The following is a 20,763-nucleotide window of genomic DNA, read 5'->3' as shown; positions in this document are numbered from 1 at the left end:
CCGCGAATCCGCTTGACCTGAAGTTCGGTTGAGGTCGGAAGCTCGGCTCCATGACGACCCCGATGGATGCGGCGCCGCCGCGCCGTGTGGCGGGACGGCGGGAGTGGTACGGGCTCGTAGTGCTCGCCCTGCCGGCCCTGCTCGCCTCGCTGGAACTGACCGTGACGCACCTGGCGTTACCGACGATCGGCCGGGACCTCTCGGCCAGCAGCACCGAGCTGCTGTGGATCGTCGACGTCTACGCCTTCCTGCTCGCCGGCTCTTTGATCACCATGGGCGTGTGGGGCGACCGCATCGGACGACGACGAATGCTGCTGCTCGGCGCCGCCGGCTACGGCGTCGCCTCGGTGGCCGCGGCGTACGCCCCCACCGTGGAACTGCTGATCGTCGCCCGGGCGTTGATGGGGGTCGCCGGCTCGACGCTGATGCCGGCCATCCTCTCCCTGGTGACGGTGATGTTCGTCGACGCACGACAGCGGGCGGTGGCGATCGGGGTCGTGATCGCCAGCGTCTCCGGCGGTACGGCGGTCGGACCGCTGGTCGGCGGGTGGCTGCTGGAGCGGTTCTGGTGGGGCTCGGTGTTCCTGCTCGGCGTACCGGTGATGCTGGTGCTGCTGGCGGTGGGGCCGGCGCTGCTGCCCGAGCGCCGCGCCGCCACCGGCCGGTTGGACCTGTTCAGCGCGCTGCTCTCGCTCGGTGCGGTGCTGCCGGTGGTGTACGGGCTCAAGCGGATCGCCGCCGACGGCGTGCACCCGACGTCGCTGCTGGCGGTCGTGGCGGGCCTCGCCGCCGCCGTGCTGTTCGTCCGGCGGCAGCGCGGCCGAACCGACCCGTTCCTGGACCTCGGGCTCTTCGCCGACCGCCGACTCACCGTCGCCGCCACCACCCTGGCGCTCGGCATCTTCGTCCTGTGGGGATCCAACCTCGCCATCGCGCAGTACCTGCAACTGGTGCAGGGCCTGTCCCCGCTGGCGGCGGGCATGTGGACCGCGCCCTCGGCCGTCGGCGTGATCGTCGGGTCCACGCTGGCCCCCCGGATCGCCCGCCGGGTCGACCCGGCCACGGTCACCGCGACCGGTCTGGCGCTCGCCGCGGTCGGCTACGGCCTGCTCACCCAGGTCGAGGTCGGCGGACTGGCGATTCTGGTGACCGGGGCGGTCGTCGTCTCCGCCGGACTGGGGCCGATGATGGCGCTCGCCACCGACATGGTCGTCGGAGCCGCACCACCGCAGCGGGCCGGCGCGGCGGCGGCGATCTCCGCCACGGCGCCGCAACTCGGCGGCGCCTTCGGCATCGCGCTGCTCGGCAGCCTGATCACCGCGGTCTACCGGCACGACATGGCCACCGCGGTCCCCGCCGAGGCCGGTCCGGAGGCGACCGCCGCGCGGGACAACCTCACCGCCGCGCTGGCCGCCGGCGACCGCCTGCCCGCCGAGGTCGGCGAGCGGCTCCTCGCCGCCGCGCGGGAGGCGTTCGTGCACGGGTTCCGGCTGGCCGCTGTGGCCAGCGCCGTGCTGATGGCGGGTACGGCCCTGCTGGTCGCCGTCACACTACGGCGGCGCACCGAACGCCGTCGGCAGGCTTTCGTGCCCGCCGAGTGAAAGTCGACGCCACAGTGCACAGAAGTATCGACGGCTTGTGATATACGGGCTACGCTCCGAGCGAATCGTCGTCGATCCCGAGGGGTGGCCATGTCCCGTCGTACCGGAAGGCCCTCCTACCTGGCGACCCCGCCGGCCTCGGCAGCGCGGACCTCCGGTTGGTCGATCCTCGGTGCCGTCACGGCAGTGCTGGTGGTGGCCCTGGTGGGCGGGCTGGTCGGGTACACCCTGGGACGGCCGGACGACACCGACTCGCGGATCGCCGAGATGCGCGCGGCGGAGGTCGAACGGGACGCGCGCCAGATCGTCGAACTGACCGACCTGGCACGCCGCACCGGCCAGCAGATGGCGCCGATCCTGGTGGCCGTACGGGAGCACGGGGAGTCCGGGCAGGCTCCCGAGCCGACGCAACTGGACCAGTGGCGACAGACCATGGGCCAGCTCACCGAGGCGTACGCCGACCCGCCCTCGGGCAGCACGGCCACCAACGTCGCCCGGGGCGGCCTGCGCAGCGCCGTGGCCCAGGCCACCGTCGCGGTCGACGCCGTCGCCCTGGCGGCCTCCGTGCCCGACGCCCTGCGCCGCGACCACCTGACGCTGGCCGCCCGGCAGGCCACCCTCGCCGCCACCACCTGGTCGGTGGCCGCGACACAACTCGACCAGATCAACATCGACGCCGGCAACGGCCACCAGCACGTGCACCTCGACACCGGTGAGGCCGACGGCGCCCTCACGCCCGACGGCGCCGCCGAGGGCACCGGCGGCTGACGGGCTGTTCGTCCACCGCCGGTACGACTACCGTTGCGGGGCGGCGACGGGCCGCAGACCGGGGGTGGACGAGGACATGGGTGCCGGCACGCTTCTCGCGGTCAGCGACCTGCACGTGGGCTACGCCGAGAACCGGCAGATCGCTGCGGAGCTGCGACCCCGCTCCGACCAGGACTGGCTTCTCGTCGCCGGGGACATCGGTGACGCGTACGCCGATGTGGAGTGGACCCTGCGGACCCTCACCGAACGCTTCCACACCGTGGTCTGGGCACCGGGCAACCACGAACTGTGGACCCCCCGGCACGACCCGGTGGACCTGCGCGGCGAGCAGCGGTACGACCACCTCGTCGAGTTGTGCCGCACGCTCGGCGTGCACACCCCGCAGGACGAGTACCCGGTCTGGCGGGGGCCCGGCGGGCCGGTGGTCGTCGCCCCGCTCTTCGTCGGCTACGACTACTCGTTCCGGGCGCCCGGCACCACCACCAAGGAGGAGTCGCTGGCGCGGGCGTACGCCACCGGGATCGTCTGCACCGACGAGTTCATGCTGCACCCGGATCCGCACCCGAGCCGCGAGGCGTGGTGCTGGGAGCGGGTGGCGTACACCCGGCAGCGCCTGGACGCCTGCGACCCGAGCCTGCCGACCGTCCTGGTCAACCACTACCCGCTGGTCCGCGAACCGACCGACGTGCTGCGCCACCCGGAGTTCGCCCAGTGGTGCGGGACGGAACTGACCGCCGACTGGCACGTCCGGTACCGGGCGGCGGCGGTGGTCTACGGTCACCTGCACATCCCCCGGACGACCTGGCACGACGAGGTGCCGTTCCAGGAGGTGTCGCTGGGTTATCCGCGCGAGTGGAAGCCCCGGGGCGGACGACCCGAGCTGCCGCGCACGGTGGTGTTCGGCGGCGCGTCGGCGACCCGTACGCCGGACGTCGGCAGCGGTCGGGTCGGCTGAGCCTCAGCCCTCGGTCCACCCGTGCCGGGTGGCGATGCGGATCACCTGGTCCCGCAGCCGGACGATCTGACCCGCGGTGAGGTCCGGGGCAGCCTGGATGAACGCCTCGGTCACCTCGGCGCGCAGCGCCGCGGCGGAGAGCACGTCACAGGTGGCGTCCTCGTCGTACTCCTCGGTGTCGGCGGTCGCGACCGGGGCGGCGAGCGGACGGCGCTCCGACGCGACGACCCGGACGTCGTAGCCCTTGAGGCCCCGCTCGCCCTCCTTGATCTGGAACTCCACCCTGGTGCCCGGTGTGATGGCCTGCTTGCCCTCCATCAGGTCGTTGGCGTGGACGAAGACGTCCTCACCACCCTCTTCCGGGGCGATGAACCCGTACCCCTTCACCTCGTCGAACCGGACCACGCGCCCTACCGCCACAGCACTTCCCCTCCACTGACCTGCCACCCGCCGCCGTACCGCCGCATCCCGACCCCGTGCCGGCCCACCGCCGCTTCATCGGCGGCGGTGAAGCGGAAGCCCTCGGTGAGTTCACCCTACGTCCGGTGGCCGGTCCGAACCATCGTCCGGGCCGCGTCCACACCGTCCACTCAGTCCGCGTCCCAGCGGGCGAGATCGCGCAGCCACGCCTGCGCCGAACCGTCCGACGGCGCCCGCCAGTCGCCGCGCGGGGAGAGCGAACCACCGGCGACGACCTTCGGGCCGTTCGGCATCGCCGAGCGCTTGAACTGGGCGAAGCCGAAGAACCGGCGGCAGAAGACCTCCAGCCAACGGCGGATCTCCGGCAGGTCGTAGGCGACCCGCTTGTGCTCCGGGAAGTGGGGCGGCCACGTGCCCGCCGCCGAGTCGTGCCACGCGTGCCAGGCCAGGAAGGCGATCTTCGACGGTCGGAAGCCGTAGCGCAGCACGTGGAAGAGGGTGAAGTCCTGCAACGCGTACGGGCCGATGCTGCTCTCGGTGGACTGGAGTTCCGCGCCCGGCACCAGCTCCGGGCTGATCTCGGTGTCCAGCACCGCGCGCAGCGTCTCGCCCACCTCCTCGTCGAACTGGCCGCTGCCGATCACCCACCGGATCAGGTGCTGGATGAGGGTCTTCGGCAGGCCCGAGTTGACGTTGTAGTGGCTCATCTGGTCGCCGACGCCGTACGTGCACCAGCCCAGTGCCAACTCGGACAGGTCACCGGTGCCGAGCACGATGCCGCCGCGCTGGTTGGCGAGCCGGAACAGGTAGTCGGTGCGGAGCCCGGCCTGCACGTTCTCGAACGTCACGTCGTAGACCGGTTCGCCGGCACCGAACGGGTGACCGAGTTCCTGGAGCATCAGCCGCGCGGTGGCGGTGATGTCCAGCTCGGTCGCGGTGACCCCGAGCGAGCGCATCAGCTTGTGGGCGTTGTCGCGGGTGTGCGCGCTGGTCGCGAAGCCCGGCATGGTGAACCCGAGGATGTCGCTGCGCGGCCGGCCCGCCCGGTCCATCGCCCGTGCCGCGACGATCAGGGCGTGGGTCGAGTCCAGGCCGCCGGAGACCCCGATGACGACCTTCGGGTCGCCGGTCGCCGCCAGCCGCTGGTGCAGGCCGGCGACCTGGATGTGGTACGCCTCGTAGCAGTCCTGCGCCAGGCGCGCCGCATCCGACGGCACGAACGGGTACCGCTCGACCCGCCGCCGCAGCCCGAGGTCCCGCGTCGGCGGCTCCAGCCGGAACCGCACCTCGCGGAAGCCGCCGGTGCGTCCCGCGTGCGCCCGCCGGTTGTCGTCGAACGTGCCCATCCGGAGCCGTTCCTGCCGCAGCAGGTCCAGGTCGACGTCGGCCACCGCGTGCCGCTCGTCGGCCGGGAACCGGTCGGTCTCGGCGAGCAGGACCCCGTTCTCGTAGATCATCGTCTGGCCGTCCCAGGACAGGTCCGTGGTGGACTCGCCCAGACCGGCCGCCGCGTAGACGTACGCGGCCAGGCAGCGCGCCGACGCCGACCGGCACAGCAGCCGACGGTCCTCGGCCCGACCCACCGTGATCGGGCTACCGGAGAGGTTGACCAGGACGGTCGCGCCCGCCAATGCCGCCTCGGCGCTCGGCGGCACCGGCACCCACAGGTCCTCGCAGACCTCGGCGTAGAGCACCAGGCCGGGCACGTCCTCGGCGGTGAACAGCAGGTCCACCCCGAACGGCACCTCGGCGCCGCCGAGCCGGATCGTCCCGCCGCGCTCGTCGACCCCCGCGCCGATCTGCCGGGCCTCGTAGAACTCCCGGTAGTTCGGGATGTACGACTTCGGCGCCACGCCCAGCACCCGACCCCGGTGCACCAGCACCGCGCAGTTGTAGACCCGGCCCCGGTGCCGCAGCGGCGCACCGACGACGAGCACCGGCAGCAGCTCCGCCGACTCCGCCACCAGGTGTGCCAGCGCCGTCTCCACCTCGTCCAGCACCGCGTCCTGGAGCAGGAGATCCTCGATCGAGTAGCCGCACAGGCCCAGTTCCGGGAAGACCGCCACGGCCACCCCCTCGGCGGCGCACCGGCGGGCCTGCCGCAAGACGGCCTCGGCGTTGGCGGTGGGCTCGGCGATGCGCGTACGCCCGGTGCAGGCGGCGACACGGACGAACCCGTGCTGGTAGACGGAGCGGAAGTTCACCGCACCATCATCGCCGAACCCGTCCCGGCCCCGGCCGGGACCCGACGCTGCCGCTGACCGACGCTGCCGCTGACCGACGCTGCCGCTGTGACGCAGGCGACGCGTCGCATCCGGTCACCGACCGTTCGCCTGATTGTGTCCCCCGGGCCCGATCCCCATGATCGGACCGGCCGGACCGCCGACACCGGGGTCCGGCCCGCTCGCGCCGGTCACCGCAGGTCGCGGCGTGCAGGTGCGGCACCGGAGGGGCAGGAATGGGCAGTGACGTCGTGGCGAGTCTCGTCGGCGGGCTGTTCTGCCTGCTGGTGGTCGCCGTACTCGGTGCGGCGACGGTCGCCTACAACCGTCTGGTCCGCCGCCGCAACCAGGTGCGGGCCTCCTGGGCCCAGATCGACGTGCAGCTCAGCCGCCGGCACGACCTGATCCCGAACCTGGTCGAGACCGTCAAGGGGTACGCGGCGCACGAGCGCGACGCGTTGACGGCGGTGTCCGCCGCCCGCAGCGGTGCGCTGGCCGCCGCCACCACGCCCGGCCTGGCGGGTCGGGCCGGTGCCGAGACCGTGCTGACCGAGGCGGTCGGCCGACTGCTCGCGCTCGCCGAGGCGTACCCGGATCTGCGGGCCGACCGGAACTTCGCGGCGTTGCAGACCGAACTGTCCCGTACCGAGGACCGGATCGCCTACGCCCGGCAGTTCTACAACAGCGCGGTGCAGACGTACAACACCACCGTCGAGTCCGTCCCCACCAACCTGGTCGCCCGCGTGGCCGGCTTCCGGACGCGGGACTACTTCGAGGCCGGGACGGGCGAGCGCGGCACCGTCGGAGTCCGCTTCCCGGGCCCGGGCGCGTGATGGACGGTCGTCTCCTGCTCGACCTGACGGTGGGGCTGGGCGCCCTCGCCGGCTGGCTGCTGCTCTACGGTGTGCTCCGGTGGGTCACCCGGCCCGCCGCCGTGTCGCCCGCGCCGGCCACCCCGGAACTCGGCGCCGAACCGCCCGCCGTGGTCAACCTGCTGGTCAACCGTTGGTCGCTGACCGAGGACGCCGCCGAGGCGACCCTGCTCGACCTCGCCGCCCGGGGCTTCTTCGAGGTACGCCAACCCGGTGCCGACCCGATGCAGAGCACGGTGCACCTGCCGGCGGCTCCGCCCGACGAGGCCGGGCTGCGTCCGTACGAGCGACTGGTGCTCGACCGGGTGCGGGGGCTCGCGGTGGACGGCGTCCTGCCACTGACCGCGCTGACCTTCCGCGACGAGGCCCGGGCCCGGGCGTGGAACAAGCGGCTGCGCGGGCAGGTGGTCGCCGACGCCCGTGCCGCCGGGCTGTCCCGGCGGCGCTTCGGCCCGCGCGTGACCGGTCTGCTGGTCGGCACGGCGCTGGTCGCCGCCGTGGTGGTCGGCCTGGCCGCGCTGCACCTGGCGAGCTGGCATCCGACCTCGGGCAACCACGCGTTCATCGCCGGGATCGCCGTGTTCGTCCTGTTCTCCACGCTGGCCGGGGCGTCACCGGGCGAACGCGACACGGCGCTCGGCCGTCAGGTGGCGACCCGGTGGCTCGGTGTCCGGGACTGGCTGCGCGGGCACGAGCAGTTCGACGAACTGCCGCCGGCCGCGGTGGCGATCTGGGACCGCTACCTCGGCTACGGTGCCGCCGTCGGCGCCACCCACCTGGCCAGCGCGGTGCTCGACCTCGGCCTCGGCGACCGCACGTCGGTCTGGTCGTCGTACGGCGGCACGTGGCGCCGGGTCCGCGTCCGCTATCCCCGGCTGTTGCTCCGCTACGGCCGCTCGGTGCCGCGCCTGCTGGCCGGCGGCGTGATCGGCATCGCCGTCGGCGGTTTCCTGCTCAACGCCGTCGGTCCCACGTTCACCCTCACCCCGTCGACGGTGAACCAGGCCGCACGGATCTTCGACCTCGTGCGCAACGGCGTCGTCGTGCTGACGGTCCTGGTGCTGCTCTCCGGGATCCACACCGTGGTCCGCACCCTGGTGGACCTGGTCACCGAGCGCACCGTCACCGGTGAGGTGCTCTGGATCGAGGTGTGGCGCAGCACCACTCAGGGCGAGAACCGTCCGGCCCGGCCCTGGCTGCACTACCTGGCCGTGGACGACGGCACCGCCGACCGCACCACCGCGTGGGGGCTGCCCAGCGAGTGGGCGAGCCGCTGCCACGACGGCGACATGGTGACCCTGCGGGTACGGCCCTGGTCACGGCGGGTCGTCGAGCTGTCGGTGGTCGGGCACGGCCGCTCCCGGCTCCCCACCGGCACGGTCGCGCCCGACCCCGTCGGCCCGCCGTCAGCCGGTGGTGGATCCGGGCCGGTCGCGCCGCCGCCCCCGCCGACCGCCACGCCGTGACGTCGACCGCCGCGCCGACCGGTCGTCGGACCCCGCACCGTCCCCGGTCCGGGCCGCCGCCTCCCGCGCGAGCATGGTCGCCCGCGAGGCCAGCTCGTCCACCCGGCCCCGCAGCCGCTCCACGGTGACGTCGCCCGCGTCGGCGTCGGAGAACTCGCCGAGCAGCCGGGTGTAGTCGCTGACCAGCCGCGCGTATCCCCGGCCCGTGCTGCGGGCGGAGAGCTGGCCGTACCGCTGGTCGAGGTCGACGATCTGCTGTGCCAACCCGGCTGTCGCGGCGCTGAGCGCGCTGCGCTCGTCGGCCCGGTCGTCGCGTCGGCGTCGCCGCGCGGCGGCCAGCCGGCCGGCCCGCCGTCCCGCGAACCAGAGCGACGCGGCACCGGCGACCACGCCGCCGACCGCCGCGCCGGCCAGCAGGTACCGGGGCAGCGAGGGGCTGATCGTGCGTGCCCCGTCCGGGACCGTGCCGGCCCGTACCAGCAGGTCGTAGTTGACCACGATGACCTTGAGCGCCTCCACCGGCTGGTCCACGAACGAGTCGACACCCCGGCCGATGATCGTCTCCGCGACCATCGCCCGGCCGAAGTCCTTGCTGTCGCGCTGGCGGATGCGCGAGCAGCCGTAGGTGTCCCAGTCGTCGCCGTCGCGGCTCATCGCCAGCACCAGCGTCCCCTTCGCGGCCTGCCGGGTCTGGTCGCAGGCGGCCCGCAGGTCGTCGCCGGGCGACATCAACAGCACCACCAGCCGGCGGTTGCCGACGACCCGCTCGGCGGCGGGCCGGTCCAGGTCGACCCCGGGGGCGACGTACAGCGACGAGGCGCGGACCTCGCGGGCGATCGGGCCGTCCAGGATCCCGCCCGACCACAGCGCCCACCCGGCCAGCACCAGGCAGGCCAGCACCGCCCAGCCGAAGGTGGTGCCGACCAGGGCGGCCAGGCCGCGTCGCAGCGTGGCGGTCACGACAGCCTCCCCTGGAGATAGAGGTCGGGGCGGAACTCGGGGATGCCGGTCAGGCGGGCGGTGTCGTCCAGCTCCGCCGTCGCGTCGTCGAGCAACCGCCGGACGTGCTTGTCCGGGAGTCCCTCGTCGAGCGCCTGCCGGGCCGCTTCGAGCTTGCCGATGCCCCGGGTCAGCGCCGGGTTGCTGCGCGCGTCGGTGAGCAGCGACGCCTCGACCGCGAGCGCGGTGAGACCGGCCAGCCGGGCCCGCACGCCACCGCGTTGCGGATCACCCGGGCGGGTGCCCGAGCGGCGCAGCGACCGGATCGACAGCACCAGGAAGCCCGCCACACAGGCCGCGAAGATCCAGGGCAGGGCGGGCAGCGCCACCCGCAGCGGATCCAACGGCCGGTAGGGCAGTGGGCGGTCGAACAGGCCCGCGTACCGGATGTCGGTGACCCGGCCCAGGTAGACGCCGAGCACGTTCTGCTGCGGATAGTCGTAGCGGCTGAGCCGGTCGCCGAAGTGGGCGTAGAAGCTGGTCCCGGCGAGCTCCGCGAAGTCCGCCGCGCCCGGACCGTGGTACTCGACCCAACTGCCGTACATCACCACCAGCGGCTGGTCCGGAAAGAGTCGGTGCAGCGCCGGCCCGTACGCGGGAAGCGGCTCGCCGTACGGCTGGGCGGGCAGGGCGACGTACCAGGCGCCGTCGGGGAAGGCGGTGTCGGCGTCCTTCGGCACCTGGCGCAGCGTGGCGCCCTCCGCCACGTGCAGCCCGTCGGCGCGGAGGTCGGCGGTAACGGTGTCGAGTTCCGTCCCGCTCGGGTCACGCCAGCGCAGCGTGTCCTGGTCCGCCGGTCGCGGCACCTTGCGCAGCGCGGTGATCAGCGCGACCAGTTGGTCGGTGACGTCGCCGGTGGCGAACTGGGCCCGCCAGCCGGGCAGGGTGTCCGGGGTGGCCTGGAACATGCCGCCGCTCACCTGCGTACCGATCACCCGGACGGTGGCGTTCTCGACCTCGCGGACCCGTTTGCGTTCCTCCTCGTCCAGGCCGGTCGGGGCGACCAGGATCCGGGTGTCCTCGCCGCCGATCGCCTCCCGTACCCGCCGCTCGTCCCAGCGGGCGACGGCACCCGGCAGGCGTACCACCGGGTCGGCGTCGACCAGGGCGGTCATCTCCTCGGTGGACGGCACGGTCGCGTCGCTCAGCTCACCGGCGGAGCCCTCCTCGACCTGCCTCGACACCGCCGGTGACTGCCCGTAGCTCACATCGATGCTCTGCCGCTGGGCGAGCAGGAAGACCGCCAGGACGACGACCGCGACGGCGAGCAACGCCCAGCGCAGCGGTTCGGCGCGTCGGACGCCTCGGGGCGCGGTCACCGCCGTGCCTGCCACAGCGCGTCGGCGCGGCGGGCGAAGTCGGCCGCCGCGCGGGCGGCCGTGACGCCGCCACGGTCGGCGGCGAGCAGTTCGGCGCGGGCCAGCAGGCCGTCGGCCTCCGGCAGTCGGGTGCCCGCCGCGTCGCGGCTGACCGTGGCGCTGTCGATCGCGGCCCGGGCGGTCGACCAGGCCACGAGGCGGTCCTGCCGTCGCGACCGCAGGCGGGGCAGGAGGGTGGTGAGGAGTCCGGCACCCAGCAGCAGTACGCCGCCGGTGAGCCAGGTGAGCAGGGATGGTGACATGTGCTCCCGCCATCCGAGGGGGTCGGTAGGGCTACCTGTCTAGCGCACCGGTACCAACCCTCCGCAGGCCACCCCTGGTGCCGGTGGTCCGGCCGGTGCCCGTGGGCGGCTCCGGCCGGACCGCGCGGTCAGCGGGAGTAGTACTCGACGACCAGTTGCTCGTCGCAGCGCACCGGCACCTCGGCGCGCTGTGGCAACCGGATCAGCCGTGCGGTCAGCCCGGCCAGGTCGACGTCGAGATAGGGGGCGGTCCGTTCCGGGGCGTGCGCACCGGCGGCGGCCACCACGAACGGCGTCTTGGTGCGGCTGCCCTCGCGGACCGCGATCACGTCGTCGGGGCGCAACCGGGCCGAGGGACGGTCCACCCGCCGTCCGTTGACGTTGACGTGCCCGTGGGTGACGGCCTGGCGGGCCTGGTAGATGGTGCGGGCGAGACCGGCGCGCAGGACCAGGGCGTCCAGGCGCGTCTCGAGGTCGATCACCAGTTCCTCGCCGGTCTTGCCCGGACGGCCCACGGCGCGTTCGAAGGCCAACCGGAGCTGCTTCTCCCGCAGGTCGTACTGCGCCTTGAGGCGCTGCTTCTCCAGCAGCCGGACCTTGTAGTCGCTCTCCTTGGTCCGCGCCCGACCGTGCACGCCGGGTGGGTAGGGCCGGCGTTCGAAGTACCGCACGCACTTGGGGGTGAGCGGGATGCCGAGGCGGCGGGAGCGCTTGATCTTCGGGCGGGACTGGTTCATCATCACCTCTCTAGTAAGGTAAGGCTAACCTAATGGGAGGTGGGGCATTGAGCAAGGCACCCCTGGCGGCGACCACCGCCACACCGGCCGAGCGACTGCGTACGCTGCTCGCCGCCGCGGACTCGCTGCGCCTGCGGACCACCCGCCACCGCGCGGACCTGATCGGACGGCACTCCCTCGACGCCGACGGGCTGCTCCGGGTGGCGCTGCCCGCCCACGCCGAACTGGCCCGACACCTGCTGGACACGGGGGAGGTGCCGGCGCTGGTCGAGATCACCGACCTGGCACCGGTCCCGGCCCGCCACCGGGTCCGGGCGCGGGCCACGCTCACCGGCTGGCTCACCCTGGACGACCTCGACGGTGGCGACGTGACCGCCTTCCTCGCGCTCGCCACCGCCGACCTCGTCGACGCCGACGGCGACGCCACCGTCGACCCGGACGACCTGGCCGCCGCCGACCCCGACCCGCTCGCCCCGTACGAGGCCGACCTGCTGCGTCACCTGTACGCCGCACACCCGGAGACGCTCGGTGGCCTGACCCGTCTGGTGCCGGCCGACCGGCGGGCCGGTGCCGGCCGGGTCCACCCGCTGCGGCTCGACCGGCACGGGATCGTGCTGCGCCTGGAGGTGCCCGAGGGGCACCGGGACGTCCGGCTCGCCTTCGCCGAGCCGCTCACCGGACCGGACGACGTCGGCGCGGGGCTGTCCCGCCTGCTCGGCGGCGAGCCCGGCTGCCCCACCTGCGTCCACCCCCACCCGTGACCTCACCCCGGCCGTCCGCCCGAACGGAGCCCGCCCATGCAACCCAGTAGCGCCGAGATCGCCCGCACCCTGGCCGGCAGCACGACGCTTGCCACCGTGGTGGCGTACCGCGGGCCGACCGTGACCGACGTGCGGCACGGTGCCGCCGACGACGGCCGCATCCTGCTGTTGTGCCGACGGGACGAGCCGCTCGCCGGCATCACCGGCTCGGTGCTCGTGCACATCGCGGACGTGCCGCCACTGCCGTTCTCGCCGACCTGGGGCCGGTTGCGGGTCGGTGGCCGGGCGACCCCGCTGGCCGGGGCCGCCGCCCGCGCCGCCGCCGACGCGGTGGCGGCCACCCTGCCCGACCCGGACCTGCTGGACATCGGTGCGGAGACGGTCATCGTGGAGGTGGTGCCGAAACGCGTCACGCTCGCCGGCCGGGACCGGGACCTGCCGGTACGCCTCGTCGACTACCGGGCCGCCGCGCCCGACCCGATCTCCGCGATGGAGCGACCGCTCCTGGTCGACCTGGTCGACCACCACGGCACCCGGTTCTATCCGTTCCTGCGGCGGCAGTTGGTCGCCGCCGGGGTCGACCTGCCCGCCGACTGTCTGCCGTGTCCGCTGCGGCTGGACCGGTACGGGCTGCTGGTGTCGATTCCCACCCCCAGCGGCGGGAGCGCCTGCTACCGGCTCTGCTTCACTCCGCCGCTGAACGGGCAGGAGGACCTGGTGCAGCGGCTGCATCCGGTGCTGTTCCACCCGTGCGACCGGCACTGACCCTCGCTGTTTCGTCGGAGGCGCCGACAGGTTGAGTCGGGGAGGGCATAACTTTTGCTATCTGAATAAAAAGATGACGGGCTATTGAACGAAGCCCTGCCGTCGCAACGATGACCGGATGCGTCGACTCCCAACGGCTCCCCGACGCGTGGTCTCGGGCCTCCTCGCGCTCGTCCTCGCCTCGGCCGCCGTCCTCCTCGGGTCCACCCCACCGGCCGCCGCCCACGGCACCCTGGCGGTGTCCACACCGGCCGAGGGCGCCACCGTCGACACACCACTGACCACAGTGGAACTGCAATTCACCGAGCAGGTCCGGGACGACGCGTACTTCGCCGTCACCGCGCCCGGCGGCGCCCGGGTCGACAACGGTTGGACACACGGGACACCCACACCCCTGGACCGCCCGGTCCGGGAGTACTTCCTGGTCGACGGTGTCTTCGAGCCACGCGAGTACGCCACCGGCTTCCCGGCGGTGGTGACCCTCGCGCACCTGCCCGCGACCGGCCGCTACTCGGTCAGCTACCTCTCCGTCGCCTCCGACGGCGAGACCGTACGCGGCACCATGAGCTTCCGCTACACCGGACCGGTCACCAAGGCACCCGCCGGCTGGCAGGCGCCCACGGACCAGCCCGCCCCGGCACTGCTCGCCGCCGCCGAGCAGCACGGGACGTCCGGGTCCGGCGCGACGCCCGCCGCCTCACCCGAGGCGGCCCCCGCACCGGCTATGACCGAGCCCCCCTCATCTTCCGGCGACGGCGGCGGCGGTGCCGGATGGCTCGCATGGCTCACCGGCGCGGTGGCGCTCGGCGCGGCGGTCGCGGCCCTGCTCGTCCTGCGTCGCCGCCCCACCACCGGCGTCCCCGCCGGCCGATCGCGCCCCACCCGCCCCCGGGGTGACACCCGCCGGACCGGCACCGGACGTCGATCCGGCGCGAGCGCGGTCCCGGCGACCACCACGAAGAAGCCGGCGTCGGCGCGGAAGCCCGGCGGCGGCGGAGTCAAGACGTCCACGGTGACCGCCTCCACAGCGAAAGCCGGCCGGACCTCGACGGTGGCGACGTCCTCGGCGCGCGCAAGCGCGACGTCGGCGGCCGATCGGAGGCCCTCGGCGGGCGTCCCGGTCGGTGCGCTCGCCACCACCGAGCGGGAAACGCCGGTCGTCGACCCACCGGACGACTCGGCACCGGCCCGCACCGGCCCGGAGAACCGACACGGTGACACCCGGCTGGTGCTGCTGGTCGGTGGGCTGGTGGTGGCCCTGCTGGCCGGATTCGGGCTGGGCCGCCTCGGCACCGGCGAGCCACGCACCACCAGCACGGGCGGCCAGCAGGCAGCCGCCGCCGGTTCCCCGGTCGCCGGAGCGGTGGCGGGCGACGGACACCAGCACCCGTCGGGCACCGGTCCCCACACGCACCCCGGCGACGGCACCGGCCAGGCGACCGGCACCGAGGTCAGCGTGAGCGGCTACACCCTCCAGCCGGTGCTGCGGACGCAACAGGCCGGCAAGGCCCTCGACTACCGGCTCCGGATCGTCGGCCCCGACGGGCAGCCCGCCACCCGGTTCGCGGTGGTGCACGAGAAGCCGCTGCACCTGATCGTGGTCGGCAACGACCTCGGCGGCTACCAGCACCTGCACCCGACGATGGCGTCGGACGGCACCTGGAGCGTCCCGCTGACCGTGGCGAAGGCCGGCGACTACCGCGTCTACGCCGACTTCTCCGTCACCACCACCGACGGTCGACAACTGCCGCTGGTGCTCGGCGTCGACCACCACGTCCCCGGGGCGTACACCCCGGCAGGGCTGCCACCGCCGCAGCGCGAGACGACCGCCGGGCCGTACTCGGTCGCGCTGGAGGGTACGCCCACGGTGGGCGTGACCACGCCACTGGCACTACGGGTCACCCGCACCGGCGGCACCGAGCCGGCCCGACTGGACCGCTACCTCGGCGCGTACGGGCACCTGGTGCTGATCCGGGAGGGGGACCTGGGTCTCGTACACGTCCACCCCGAGCAGGAGCTGGTCGACGGCGCCGTGACGTTCTGGCTGACCCCGCCCAGCCCCGGCCGGTACCGCGCGTTCTTCGACTTCCAGGTCGACGGCGAGGTGCACACGGCCGCGTACACGGTCACCGTGACGTGACCGGACTCACGGCGGGGGCGCTACGAGGTAGTGGGACCCCTGCGGAGCAGGACCGGTGCTGCCGCGAGCGTGGCGACGACTGCGCCGAGACCCGCGACGAGGAGGCTGGTCGCGCCGCCGAGGACCACCACGGCCGGTCCACCCAGCGCGGTGCCGGAGAGGTTGGCGCCGTTGAGGAGCGCCGAGGCGCAGGCGAAGGCACGACCCCGCACCTCGGCGGGTACCTCGGCGTGGATGAGGTTCCGGACGGCCAGGTTCTGCAGGGCGTTGGCGATGCCGGTGCACACGAAGCCGACGAGTGCCACGGCGAGGACGGGGAGCACGGCGACGACGGTCAGCGCCACACCCATGAGGAGCCCGGCTCCCGCGAGCACGCGCGGCTGGGCGGCCACCGGCACGCGGGGCGCGAGGAGGACCGACGCGGCCACCATGCCGACGGCGTGGGCGGTGAGCAGCAGTCCGTAGCCGACATCGGTGGTGCCCACGTCCTCGCGGGCGAAGAACACCCGGGCGGTGCTCATGGTGGCGGTGAAGACGACCGCAGCGGCCAGTGCGGAGACGGCGGTGACCAGCATGCGGTTGCGGCCCAGCACGACGACGCCCTCGCGCACCTGCTGCGACCAGTGTGCGCGAGCACCGGACACCGGCTCGCGGCGCACCGCGACGGCGGTGACGACCATCGCCATCAGCACGAACGACACCGCGTCGATCAGCAGTGCGCCCCGACTGCCGAACGCGGCCACGAGGATTCCGGCCAGGGCCGGCCCGAGGACGTTCCCGACCGCCCGGAAGGCTTCCAGGCGCCCGTAGCCGTACGCGACCCGTTCCTCACCGACGACTGCGGGCACCAGGAGCAACAGTGCCGGCGAGACGACGGCGAGACCGGCCCCCAACGCGGCCACGAGCAGCAGCGTGACGCCGACGTGATCGGTGAGTGCCACGACCACCACCACGGCGGCCTGCACCAGGGCGACCGCCGTGACCAGACGGCGGCTCTCCACCCGGTCGATCAACGGCGCGGCCAACGGCCCGATCACCACGATCGGCAGCACTCCCACCACCACGAGGGCGGAGATCAGGACCGCTGAGGCGCCCTGCTCGTAGAAGCGCAAGGTCAAGGCCACCAGCGCGACCTGGTCACCCATCGAGGAGATCGCGTAGGCCATGGCGACTGCGGTCAGCGCGGAACCGCCGCGAATCGGCATTCGACGATCCTGGCACGTCCTGCACGGTCGTGCCGCCTCACCATCCGCGTGTCAGGACCCGTCTGTCCGATGCTCGCGGTGGATCTGCCGCCGGAGGAAACTGATCGGGCTTCGGATACGTCCGATCGGCATGAAGATTCATCGAAGCGGGCGGCTGGTGGTCCTTCCTCTGCTGTTGCTGACCTCGCCGGCCGTTTACCGCGCGTTCTTCGACTTCCAGGTCGACGGCGAGGTGCACACGGCCGCGTACACGGTCACCGTGGAATGACCGGTCCGGCCGACGCGCCGACCCCGGCCAGGGCGGCGCCGCGCGCGGTGTGCCAGTACAACACCTCCCGGCCCGACCTCCGCCGGGTCACCATGCCGGCGTCGCGGAGCACCCGCAGATGGTCACCGACCGCGCCCAGGGACAGCCCGGTGATCGCCGCGAGTTGCGACGTACTCAGTGGATTCGTCAACCGGACGAGGATGTCCGCGCGGTTCGGGCCGATGAGCCGGTCCAGCCCGTCCGGCATCGGTGGGCTGTCGTCGGCGAGGATGCCGCTGGCCGGATAGACCATGCCGAAGAGGGTCGGCCGGTCCCACAGCACCCAGCCGCGCACACAGTGTGCCGGGACGAACACCAGATGCTCGGCCCGGTCGAGCGGCAACGGCGGTGCGGGGTAGTCGTTGACCTGGAGGTTGCCCTCGCCGAGCCACCGCACGGTGGGCTTGAAGTCGGCGAGTACGCCCGCCCAGCCCTGGGTGCTGAGCCGGGCGGTACGGGCCACCACGTCGGCCCGCAGGCGGCGTTCCCGCGCCGGCCACTCCGGTCGCACGGTCTGCGTCCACACCCAGTCGAGCAGGGCCAACACCTGGTCGACCAGGCCATCGCCGCACAGCAGGTCGGCGAGTGGACCCGGGCGGGCCGCCCGCAGGTCGGCGCGGATCCGGTCGTCGTCGCGCCCGGCGACCACCGCCAGTTCCTCGGCGAACGTCGGTGCCGCCGTCGCGGGTGCCAGGGTGAGGAAGTCGGCGGTCCAGCGCGGCTGGAACGCCGCCGCCAGCAACGCCGGCAGCAGCGGCCGGGCCGCCACCATCCGCTGGTACGCGTCGAGGTGCGGGCGGCGCCAGGCATGCTGCCACGGTCGACGTGGGCTGTGTAACGCCCGCAACGCGGCGACGGTGTCGGTCATCGGCGAGATGACGAAGCGGCTGTGCGCCAACAGATCCACCGGTACCTGCCAGACGGACATGTTTCGCCTCCAGCCGTAACTGTAGGGCGCGCGGCGACCCGCGCCGAGGATCGTCGGAGTGAGAACCTACTCGGAGCTGTTCGCCGTCCACGAGTTCCGCAACCTCTTCGTGGCCAACTGCGCCGGCATCGCCGCGCACACCACCTCGGCGCTGGCTCTCGGCTCGCTCACCTACGTCGCGACCGGGTCGGCCCTGCTCACCGCGCTGAGCATGTTCGGCGCGCCGCTGGCCAGCGTGCTCGGCAGCCTGACCCTGCTCTCCGCCGCGGACAGCCTGCCGCCGCGCCGGGCGTTGACCATCGCCGCACTCGTCGCGCTCTCCGGGGCGGCCCTCCAGGCGGTGCCGTGGTTGCCGCTGTGGGCAAGGTTCGCCCTGATCCTGCTGGTCGCGTACGTCGGGTCGGTCACCGGCGGCGCCCGCTGGGCGCTGCTCAACGACATCCTGCCGCCCGGCGCGTACGTGCTCGGCCGGTCCACGCTGAACGTGAGCGTCGGCGTCATGCAGATCGCCGGTTTCGGGGCGGGTGGCGTGCTGCTGGTCTGGCTGAGTCCGTACCAGGTGTTCCTGGTCGCCACCGTGCTGCGGGCGGTGGCGGTGGCGGTGACCTGGTTCGGGCTGCGGGAGCGACCGGCCCGGGCGGACGCGTCGACCTCGACGGCCCGGACCATGCGGATCAACCGGGAACTGTGGGCCGATCCGGGACGCCGCTCGCTCTACCTCAACCTGTGGGTGCCCAGCGGCCTGGTCGTCGGCTGTGAGGCGCTGTTCCTGCCGTACGCCGGTGACCGCGCCGGTTTCCTCTTCGCCGCCGGCGCCCTCGGCATGCTCACCGGTGACGTCCTGGTGGGTCGCTTCCTCGGGCCGGCTACGCGCCAGCGTTGGGTGCTGTCGCTGCGACTGTTGTTGCCGTTGCCGTACCTCGCCTTCCTGGTCCGTCCGGAGCTGCCGCTCGCGGTGCTCGTCGCCATGGTCGCCTCGGTCGGTTTCGCGGCCTCGCTGCCGTTGCAGGAGCGGCTGCTTGCCCACTCCCCGCCACAGGCCCGTGGCCAGGTGCTCGGCCTGCAACAGAACGGCATGCTGACCGGGCAGGCGGTCTGCGCGGCGCTGGCCGGCGCGGTCGCCGACGTGATGCCGACTCATCGGGCGGTGGCCGTGCTGGCCGCCCTGTCTCTGGCGACGACGCTGCTACTCACCCGAGGACTGCGCCGCACCCGGCCAGAGGTGTCGCCGATCACCGCCGAACCGGCCCAAGCCTGATGCGCTGACAGCCGAGGACGAGATGTAAGGAAGGGACCCCTACTAACGTCTGGTGAGGTAAAGGGGTCCCTTCCTTACATCCACGCCCGACGCGCGCGAAAGATGACGGCGGAAGAAACCGATCGGGCTCCGGATACGTCCGATCGGCATGAAGATTCATCGAAGCGGGCGGCTGGCGGTCCTTCCCCTGCTGTTGCTGACCTCGGCGGCCTGCGGCCAGCAGGGGGCCGGCGGCGCGGGCGACGCCGGTTCTCCCGAGCGCTCCTACTCGGCGGACTCCGTGGTGTTCCGGATGGACTACGTCGGCGGGTTCGTCACGCCGGCCATGCTGGCCACCCGCCTGCCCGCGATCAGCGTCTACGGCGACGGGCGGGTGATCACCGAGGGGCCGACGACGTTGCAGTATCCCGGCCCGGCCCTGCCCAACCTCCAGGTCCGCACGATCAGCGCCGACGAGGTCGAGAAGCTGGTGGCGCAGGCCCGGGCGGCGGGCGTCGGGGGAGTCTCCGACCTCGGGACCCCGCCGGTCGCGGACGCCGCCTCGACCCGGTTCACCCTCCTGGGTGACAAGGGCGCCGAGGAGTCCGAGGTCTACGCGCTCGGCGAGGCCACCGGCACCGACAGCGGCCTGAGCGCCGAGCAGCAGTCGGCCCGGGACAAGCTGCGCGCCTTCGCCGAGTCGCTGACCGACCCGTCGGGCCCGCTCGGCGACACCCTGGAGGACACCACCGCGTACGCGCCGACCGCCGTCGCGGCCGTCGCCGAGCCGTGGGTCGCCGACAGCGAGGCCGGCGAGCAGCCCGAGGTGGCCTGGCCGGGGCCGGCACTGCCCGGTGCCGCCCTCAGCAAGGACCTCGGGTTGGGCTGTGTGACGGTCACCGGTGACGAGGTGCGCACGCTGCTCGGTGCGGCGGCGAGCGCCAACATGGCGACGCCGTGGACCTCCGACGGCAAACAGTGGCGGGTCACCCTGCGGCCGCTGCTGCCCGACGAGTCGGACTGCGGCGACCTCGCCAACCGGCGTTGAGTCCGACCGGGCGGCCGGGCCGGGTGAACCGGCCGCCCGGCGGATCCCGTGCCGACCAGGATCCTGGTGCCAAGTGACCATCCAGGGGCGGATCCGTACCGAGATCTGGGCCCGGTCGACCGCGCGAAGATCACTCGGTAGGCTGCCGCGCGATGAACAGCCCGACTCGCATCCTGGTGTACGGGGTGCACGGCTCCGGCAAGTCCACCCTCGCGCAGCACTTGGCCCACCGGCTCGGGCTGCCCTGGCACCCGGTCGACGACCTGCTCTGGGAACCGGGCTGGGTGGAGGTGCCGGTCGCGGTGCAGCGCAGCCGGATCGAGGCGATCTGCCGCAAGGAGCGGTGGATCCTGGACGGGGCGTACCACGGCTGGCGGGACGTACCGTTGGCCCGGGCCGACCTGGTGATCGGCCTGGACTATCCGCGTGGGCTCTCCTTCCGGTGGCTGCTGCGCCGCACCCTGGACCGGCTGCGGACCCGGGAGGAGATCTGCAACGGCAACCGCGAGTCGCTGGGCAGCGTGCTCTCCTCGGAGTCCGTCCTGGTCTGGCACCTCACCGGGTACGCCCGCGAACGCGCGCGGATGCGCGCCTGGCAGCAGGATCGGGCCGGGCCGCCGGTGCTGTTGTTCGACACCCCGCAGGCGCTGGAGCACTGGCTCGCCGCCCTACCGTCCCGCCCGCCCGGCGCACCGTCCCGCTGACCCGCCA

The 20,763-nt window shown here is 73.4% G+C and carries 20 protein-coding genes; 12 read left to right on the top strand and 8 right to left on the bottom strand.

From position 1 onward, the window contains the following. Positions 1-50 precede the first annotated feature (50 nt). The 3 genes from HUT12_RS21140 (at position 51) to HUT12_RS21130 (ending at position 3,324) form a co-directional block, all read left to right on the top strand. Positions 51-1,601, top strand: a complete 1,551-nt coding sequence (locus HUT12_RS21140) for an MFS transporter (RefSeq protein ID WP_254876913.1) — start codon at positions 51-53, stop codon at positions 1,599-1,601. 90 nt (positions 1,602-1,691) lie between these two features. Continuing rightward, entirely contained in the window at positions 1,692-2,369 is a 678-nt protein-coding gene (locus HUT12_RS21135; RefSeq protein WP_176094485.1) for a hypothetical protein, read from the top strand. 76 nt (positions 2,370-2,445) lie between these two features. Continuing rightward, positions 2,446-3,324, top strand: coding sequence for a metallophosphoesterase (locus HUT12_RS21130; RefSeq protein ID WP_176094484.1), 879 nt, complete (start codon positions 2,446-2,448; stop codon positions 3,322-3,324). Between the two features lie 3 nt (positions 3,325-3,327). Here HUT12_RS21130 and HUT12_RS21125 read toward each other — a convergent pair whose 3' ends face one another. Together HUT12_RS21125 and HUT12_RS21120 are read right to left on the bottom strand one after the other, a co-directional pair. After that, a complete protein-coding gene (locus HUT12_RS21125) occupies positions 3,328-3,744 on the bottom strand; it encodes a cold-shock protein (RefSeq protein WP_131055080.1) in 417 nt (138 codons plus the stop codon). A 170-nt stretch (positions 3,745-3,914) separates the two neighbouring features. Next, positions 3,915-5,948, bottom strand: coding sequence for an NAD(+) synthase (locus HUT12_RS21120; protein ID WP_176094483.1), 2,034 nt, complete (start codon positions 5,946-5,948; stop codon positions 3,915-3,917). A 254-nt stretch (positions 5,949-6,202) separates the two neighbouring features. Between HUT12_RS21120 and HUT12_RS21115 the strand changes: the two genes are divergently transcribed. Together HUT12_RS21115 and HUT12_RS21110 are read left to right on the top strand one after the other, a co-directional pair. Then, positions 6,203-6,799, top strand: coding sequence for a LemA family protein (locus tag HUT12_RS21115; RefSeq protein WP_176094482.1), 597 nt, complete (start codon positions 6,203-6,205; stop codon positions 6,797-6,799). Further along, on the top strand, positions 6,799-8,304 hold the full coding sequence (locus tag HUT12_RS21110) for a DUF2207 domain-containing protein (protein WP_176094481.1): 1,506 nt from the start codon (positions 6,799-6,801) through the stop codon (positions 8,302-8,304). The genes HUT12_RS21115 and HUT12_RS21110 overlap by 1 nt, the downstream gene beginning before the upstream one ends. Here the strand turns inward: HUT12_RS21110 and HUT12_RS21105 are convergent. The 4 genes from HUT12_RS21105 to rpsD all read right to left on the bottom strand — a co-directional run bounded on the left by HUT12_RS21105 (position 8,245) and on the right by rpsD (position 11,661). Further along, entirely contained in the window at positions 8,245-9,264 is a 1,020-nt protein-coding gene (locus tag HUT12_RS21105; RefSeq protein WP_254876912.1) for a hypothetical protein, read from the bottom strand. The genes HUT12_RS21110 and HUT12_RS21105 overlap by 60 nt on opposite strands. After that, a complete protein-coding gene (locus tag HUT12_RS21100) occupies positions 9,261-10,622 on the bottom strand; it encodes a hypothetical protein (protein ID WP_254876911.1) in 1,362 nt (453 codons plus the stop codon). The genes HUT12_RS21105 and HUT12_RS21100 overlap by 4 nt, the downstream gene beginning before the upstream one ends. Then, positions 10,619-10,924, bottom strand: coding sequence for a DUF6403 family protein (locus HUT12_RS21095; protein WP_176094479.1), 306 nt, complete (start codon positions 10,922-10,924; stop codon positions 10,619-10,621). Before HUT12_RS21095 ends, HUT12_RS21100 begins: the two co-directional genes overlap by 4 nt. A gap of 128 nt (positions 10,925-11,052) precedes the next feature. Continuing rightward, the gene (rpsD, locus tag HUT12_RS21090) at positions 11,053-11,661 is read right to left on the bottom strand and encodes a 30S ribosomal protein S4 (RefSeq protein ID WP_131057764.1); all 609 of its coding nucleotides are present in this window, start codon (positions 11,659-11,661) and stop codon (positions 11,053-11,055) included. 47 nt (positions 11,662-11,708) lie between these two features. Between rpsD and HUT12_RS21085 the strand changes: the two genes are divergently transcribed. The 3 genes from HUT12_RS21085 to HUT12_RS21075 all read left to right on the top strand — a co-directional run bounded on the left by HUT12_RS21085 (position 11,709) and on the right by HUT12_RS21075 (position 15,327). Continuing rightward, the gene (locus HUT12_RS21085) at positions 11,709-12,422 is read left to right on the top strand and encodes a DUF2470 domain-containing protein (protein WP_254876910.1); all 714 of its coding nucleotides are present in this window, start codon (positions 11,709-11,711) and stop codon (positions 12,420-12,422) included. A gap of 36 nt (positions 12,423-12,458) precedes the next feature. Beyond that, positions 12,459-13,187, top strand: a complete 729-nt coding sequence (locus HUT12_RS21080; protein WP_176094477.1) for a DUF2470 domain-containing protein — start codon at positions 12,459-12,461, stop codon at positions 13,185-13,187. A 118-nt stretch (positions 13,188-13,305) separates the two neighbouring features. Then, positions 13,306-15,327, top strand: a complete 2,022-nt coding sequence (locus HUT12_RS21075; RefSeq protein WP_176094476.1) for a copper resistance protein CopC — start codon at positions 13,306-13,308, stop codon at positions 15,325-15,327. 20 nt (positions 15,328-15,347) lie between these two features. On the opposite strand, the gene HUT12_RS21070 is transcribed toward HUT12_RS21075, so the two are convergent. Then, complete coding sequence (locus tag HUT12_RS21070; RefSeq protein ID WP_131054551.1) at positions 15,348-16,532, bottom strand: MFS transporter; 1,185 nt, start codon at positions 16,530-16,532, stop codon at positions 15,348-15,350. A gap of 130 nt (positions 16,533-16,662) precedes the next feature. On the opposite strand from HUT12_RS21070, the gene HUT12_RS21065 reads away from it, so the two are divergent. Next, the gene (locus HUT12_RS21065) at positions 16,663-16,800 is read left to right on the top strand and encodes a hypothetical protein (protein WP_161595005.1); all 138 of its coding nucleotides are present in this window, start codon (positions 16,663-16,665) and stop codon (positions 16,798-16,800) included. Here the strand turns inward: HUT12_RS21065 and HUT12_RS21060 are convergent. After that, positions 16,787-17,767: a helix-turn-helix transcriptional regulator gene (locus HUT12_RS21060; RefSeq protein WP_131054550.1), complete on the bottom strand. Its 981-nt coding sequence runs from the start codon at positions 17,765-17,767 to the stop codon at positions 16,787-16,789. The two genes, HUT12_RS21065 and HUT12_RS21060, sit on opposite strands and share 14 nt — an antisense overlap. A 58-nt stretch (positions 17,768-17,825) precedes the next feature. Here HUT12_RS21060 and HUT12_RS21055 point away from each other — a divergent pair, with 58 nt between their 5' ends. From HUT12_RS21055 to HUT12_RS21045, 3 genes are all read left to right on the top strand, one after another. Further along, entirely contained in the window at positions 17,826-19,025 is a 1,200-nt protein-coding gene (locus HUT12_RS21055; RefSeq protein WP_176094475.1) for an MFS transporter, read from the top strand. 148 nt (positions 19,026-19,173) lie between these two features. Further along, a complete protein-coding gene (locus HUT12_RS21050; protein ID WP_176094474.1) occupies positions 19,174-20,052 on the top strand; it encodes a hypothetical protein in 879 nt (292 codons plus the stop codon). Between the two features lie 152 nt (positions 20,053-20,204). Then, complete coding sequence (locus HUT12_RS21045) at positions 20,205-20,756, top strand: adenylate kinase (RefSeq protein WP_176094473.1); 552 nt, start codon at positions 20,205-20,207, stop codon at positions 20,754-20,756. The last annotated feature ends 7 nt before the right edge of the window (positions 20,757-20,763 follow it).

Origin of the sequence: Verrucosispora sp. NA02020 (genome assembly GCF_013364215.1) — a bacterium.
Classification (GTDB): domain Bacteria; phylum Actinomycetota; class Actinomycetes; order Mycobacteriales; family Micromonosporaceae; genus Micromonospora.
Note: the sequence above shows the minus strand (reverse complement) of the source record. Positions and strands in the feature narration are given on the sequence as shown.

Excerpts from the sequence above, each read along its gene's own strand:
- HUT12_RS21140 (WP_254876913.1), top strand. The coding sequence starts at position 51 with ATGACGACCCCGATGGATGCGGCGCCGCCGCGCCGTGTGGCGGGACGG.
- HUT12_RS21135 (WP_176094485.1), top strand. The coding sequence starts at position 1,692 with ATGTCCCGTCGTACCGGAAGGCCCTCCTACCTGGCGACCCCGCCGGCC.
- HUT12_RS21130 (WP_176094484.1), top strand. The coding sequence starts at position 2,446 with ATGGGTGCCGGCACGCTTCTCGCGGTCAGCGACCTGCACGTGGGCTAC.
- HUT12_RS21115 (WP_176094482.1), top strand. The coding sequence starts at position 6,203 with ATGGGCAGTGACGTCGTGGCGAGTCTCGTCGGCGGGCTGTTCTGCCTG.
- HUT12_RS21110 (WP_176094481.1), top strand. The coding sequence starts at position 6,799 with ATGGACGGTCGTCTCCTGCTCGACCTGACGGTGGGGCTGGGCGCCCTC.
- HUT12_RS21095 (WP_176094479.1), bottom strand. The coding sequence starts at position 10,924 with ATGTCACCATCCCTGCTCACCTGGCTCACCGGCGGCGTACTGCTGCTG.
- rpsD (WP_131057764.1), bottom strand. The coding sequence starts at position 11,661 with ATGAACCAGTCCCGCCCGAAGATCAAGCGCTCCCGCCGCCTCGGCATC.
- HUT12_RS21080 (WP_176094477.1), top strand. The coding sequence starts at position 12,459 with ATGCAACCCAGTAGCGCCGAGATCGCCCGCACCCTGGCCGGCAGCACG.
- HUT12_RS21075 (WP_176094476.1), top strand. The coding sequence starts at position 13,306 with ATGCGTCGACTCCCAACGGCTCCCCGACGCGTGGTCTCGGGCCTCCTC.
- HUT12_RS21070 (WP_131054551.1), bottom strand. The coding sequence starts at position 16,532 with ATGCCGATTCGCGGCGGTTCCGCGCTGACCGCAGTCGCCATGGCCTAC.
- HUT12_RS21065 (WP_161595005.1), top strand. The coding sequence starts at position 16,663 with ATGAAGATTCATCGAAGCGGGCGGCTGGTGGTCCTTCCTCTGCTGTTG.
- HUT12_RS21060 (WP_131054550.1), bottom strand. The coding sequence starts at position 17,767 with ATGTCCGTCTGGCAGGTACCGGTGGATCTGTTGGCGCACAGCCGCTTC.
- HUT12_RS21050 (WP_176094474.1), top strand. The coding sequence starts at position 19,174 with ATGAAGATTCATCGAAGCGGGCGGCTGGCGGTCCTTCCCCTGCTGTTG.
- HUT12_RS21045 (WP_176094473.1), top strand. The coding sequence starts at position 20,205 with ATGAACAGCCCGACTCGCATCCTGGTGTACGGGGTGCACGGCTCCGGC.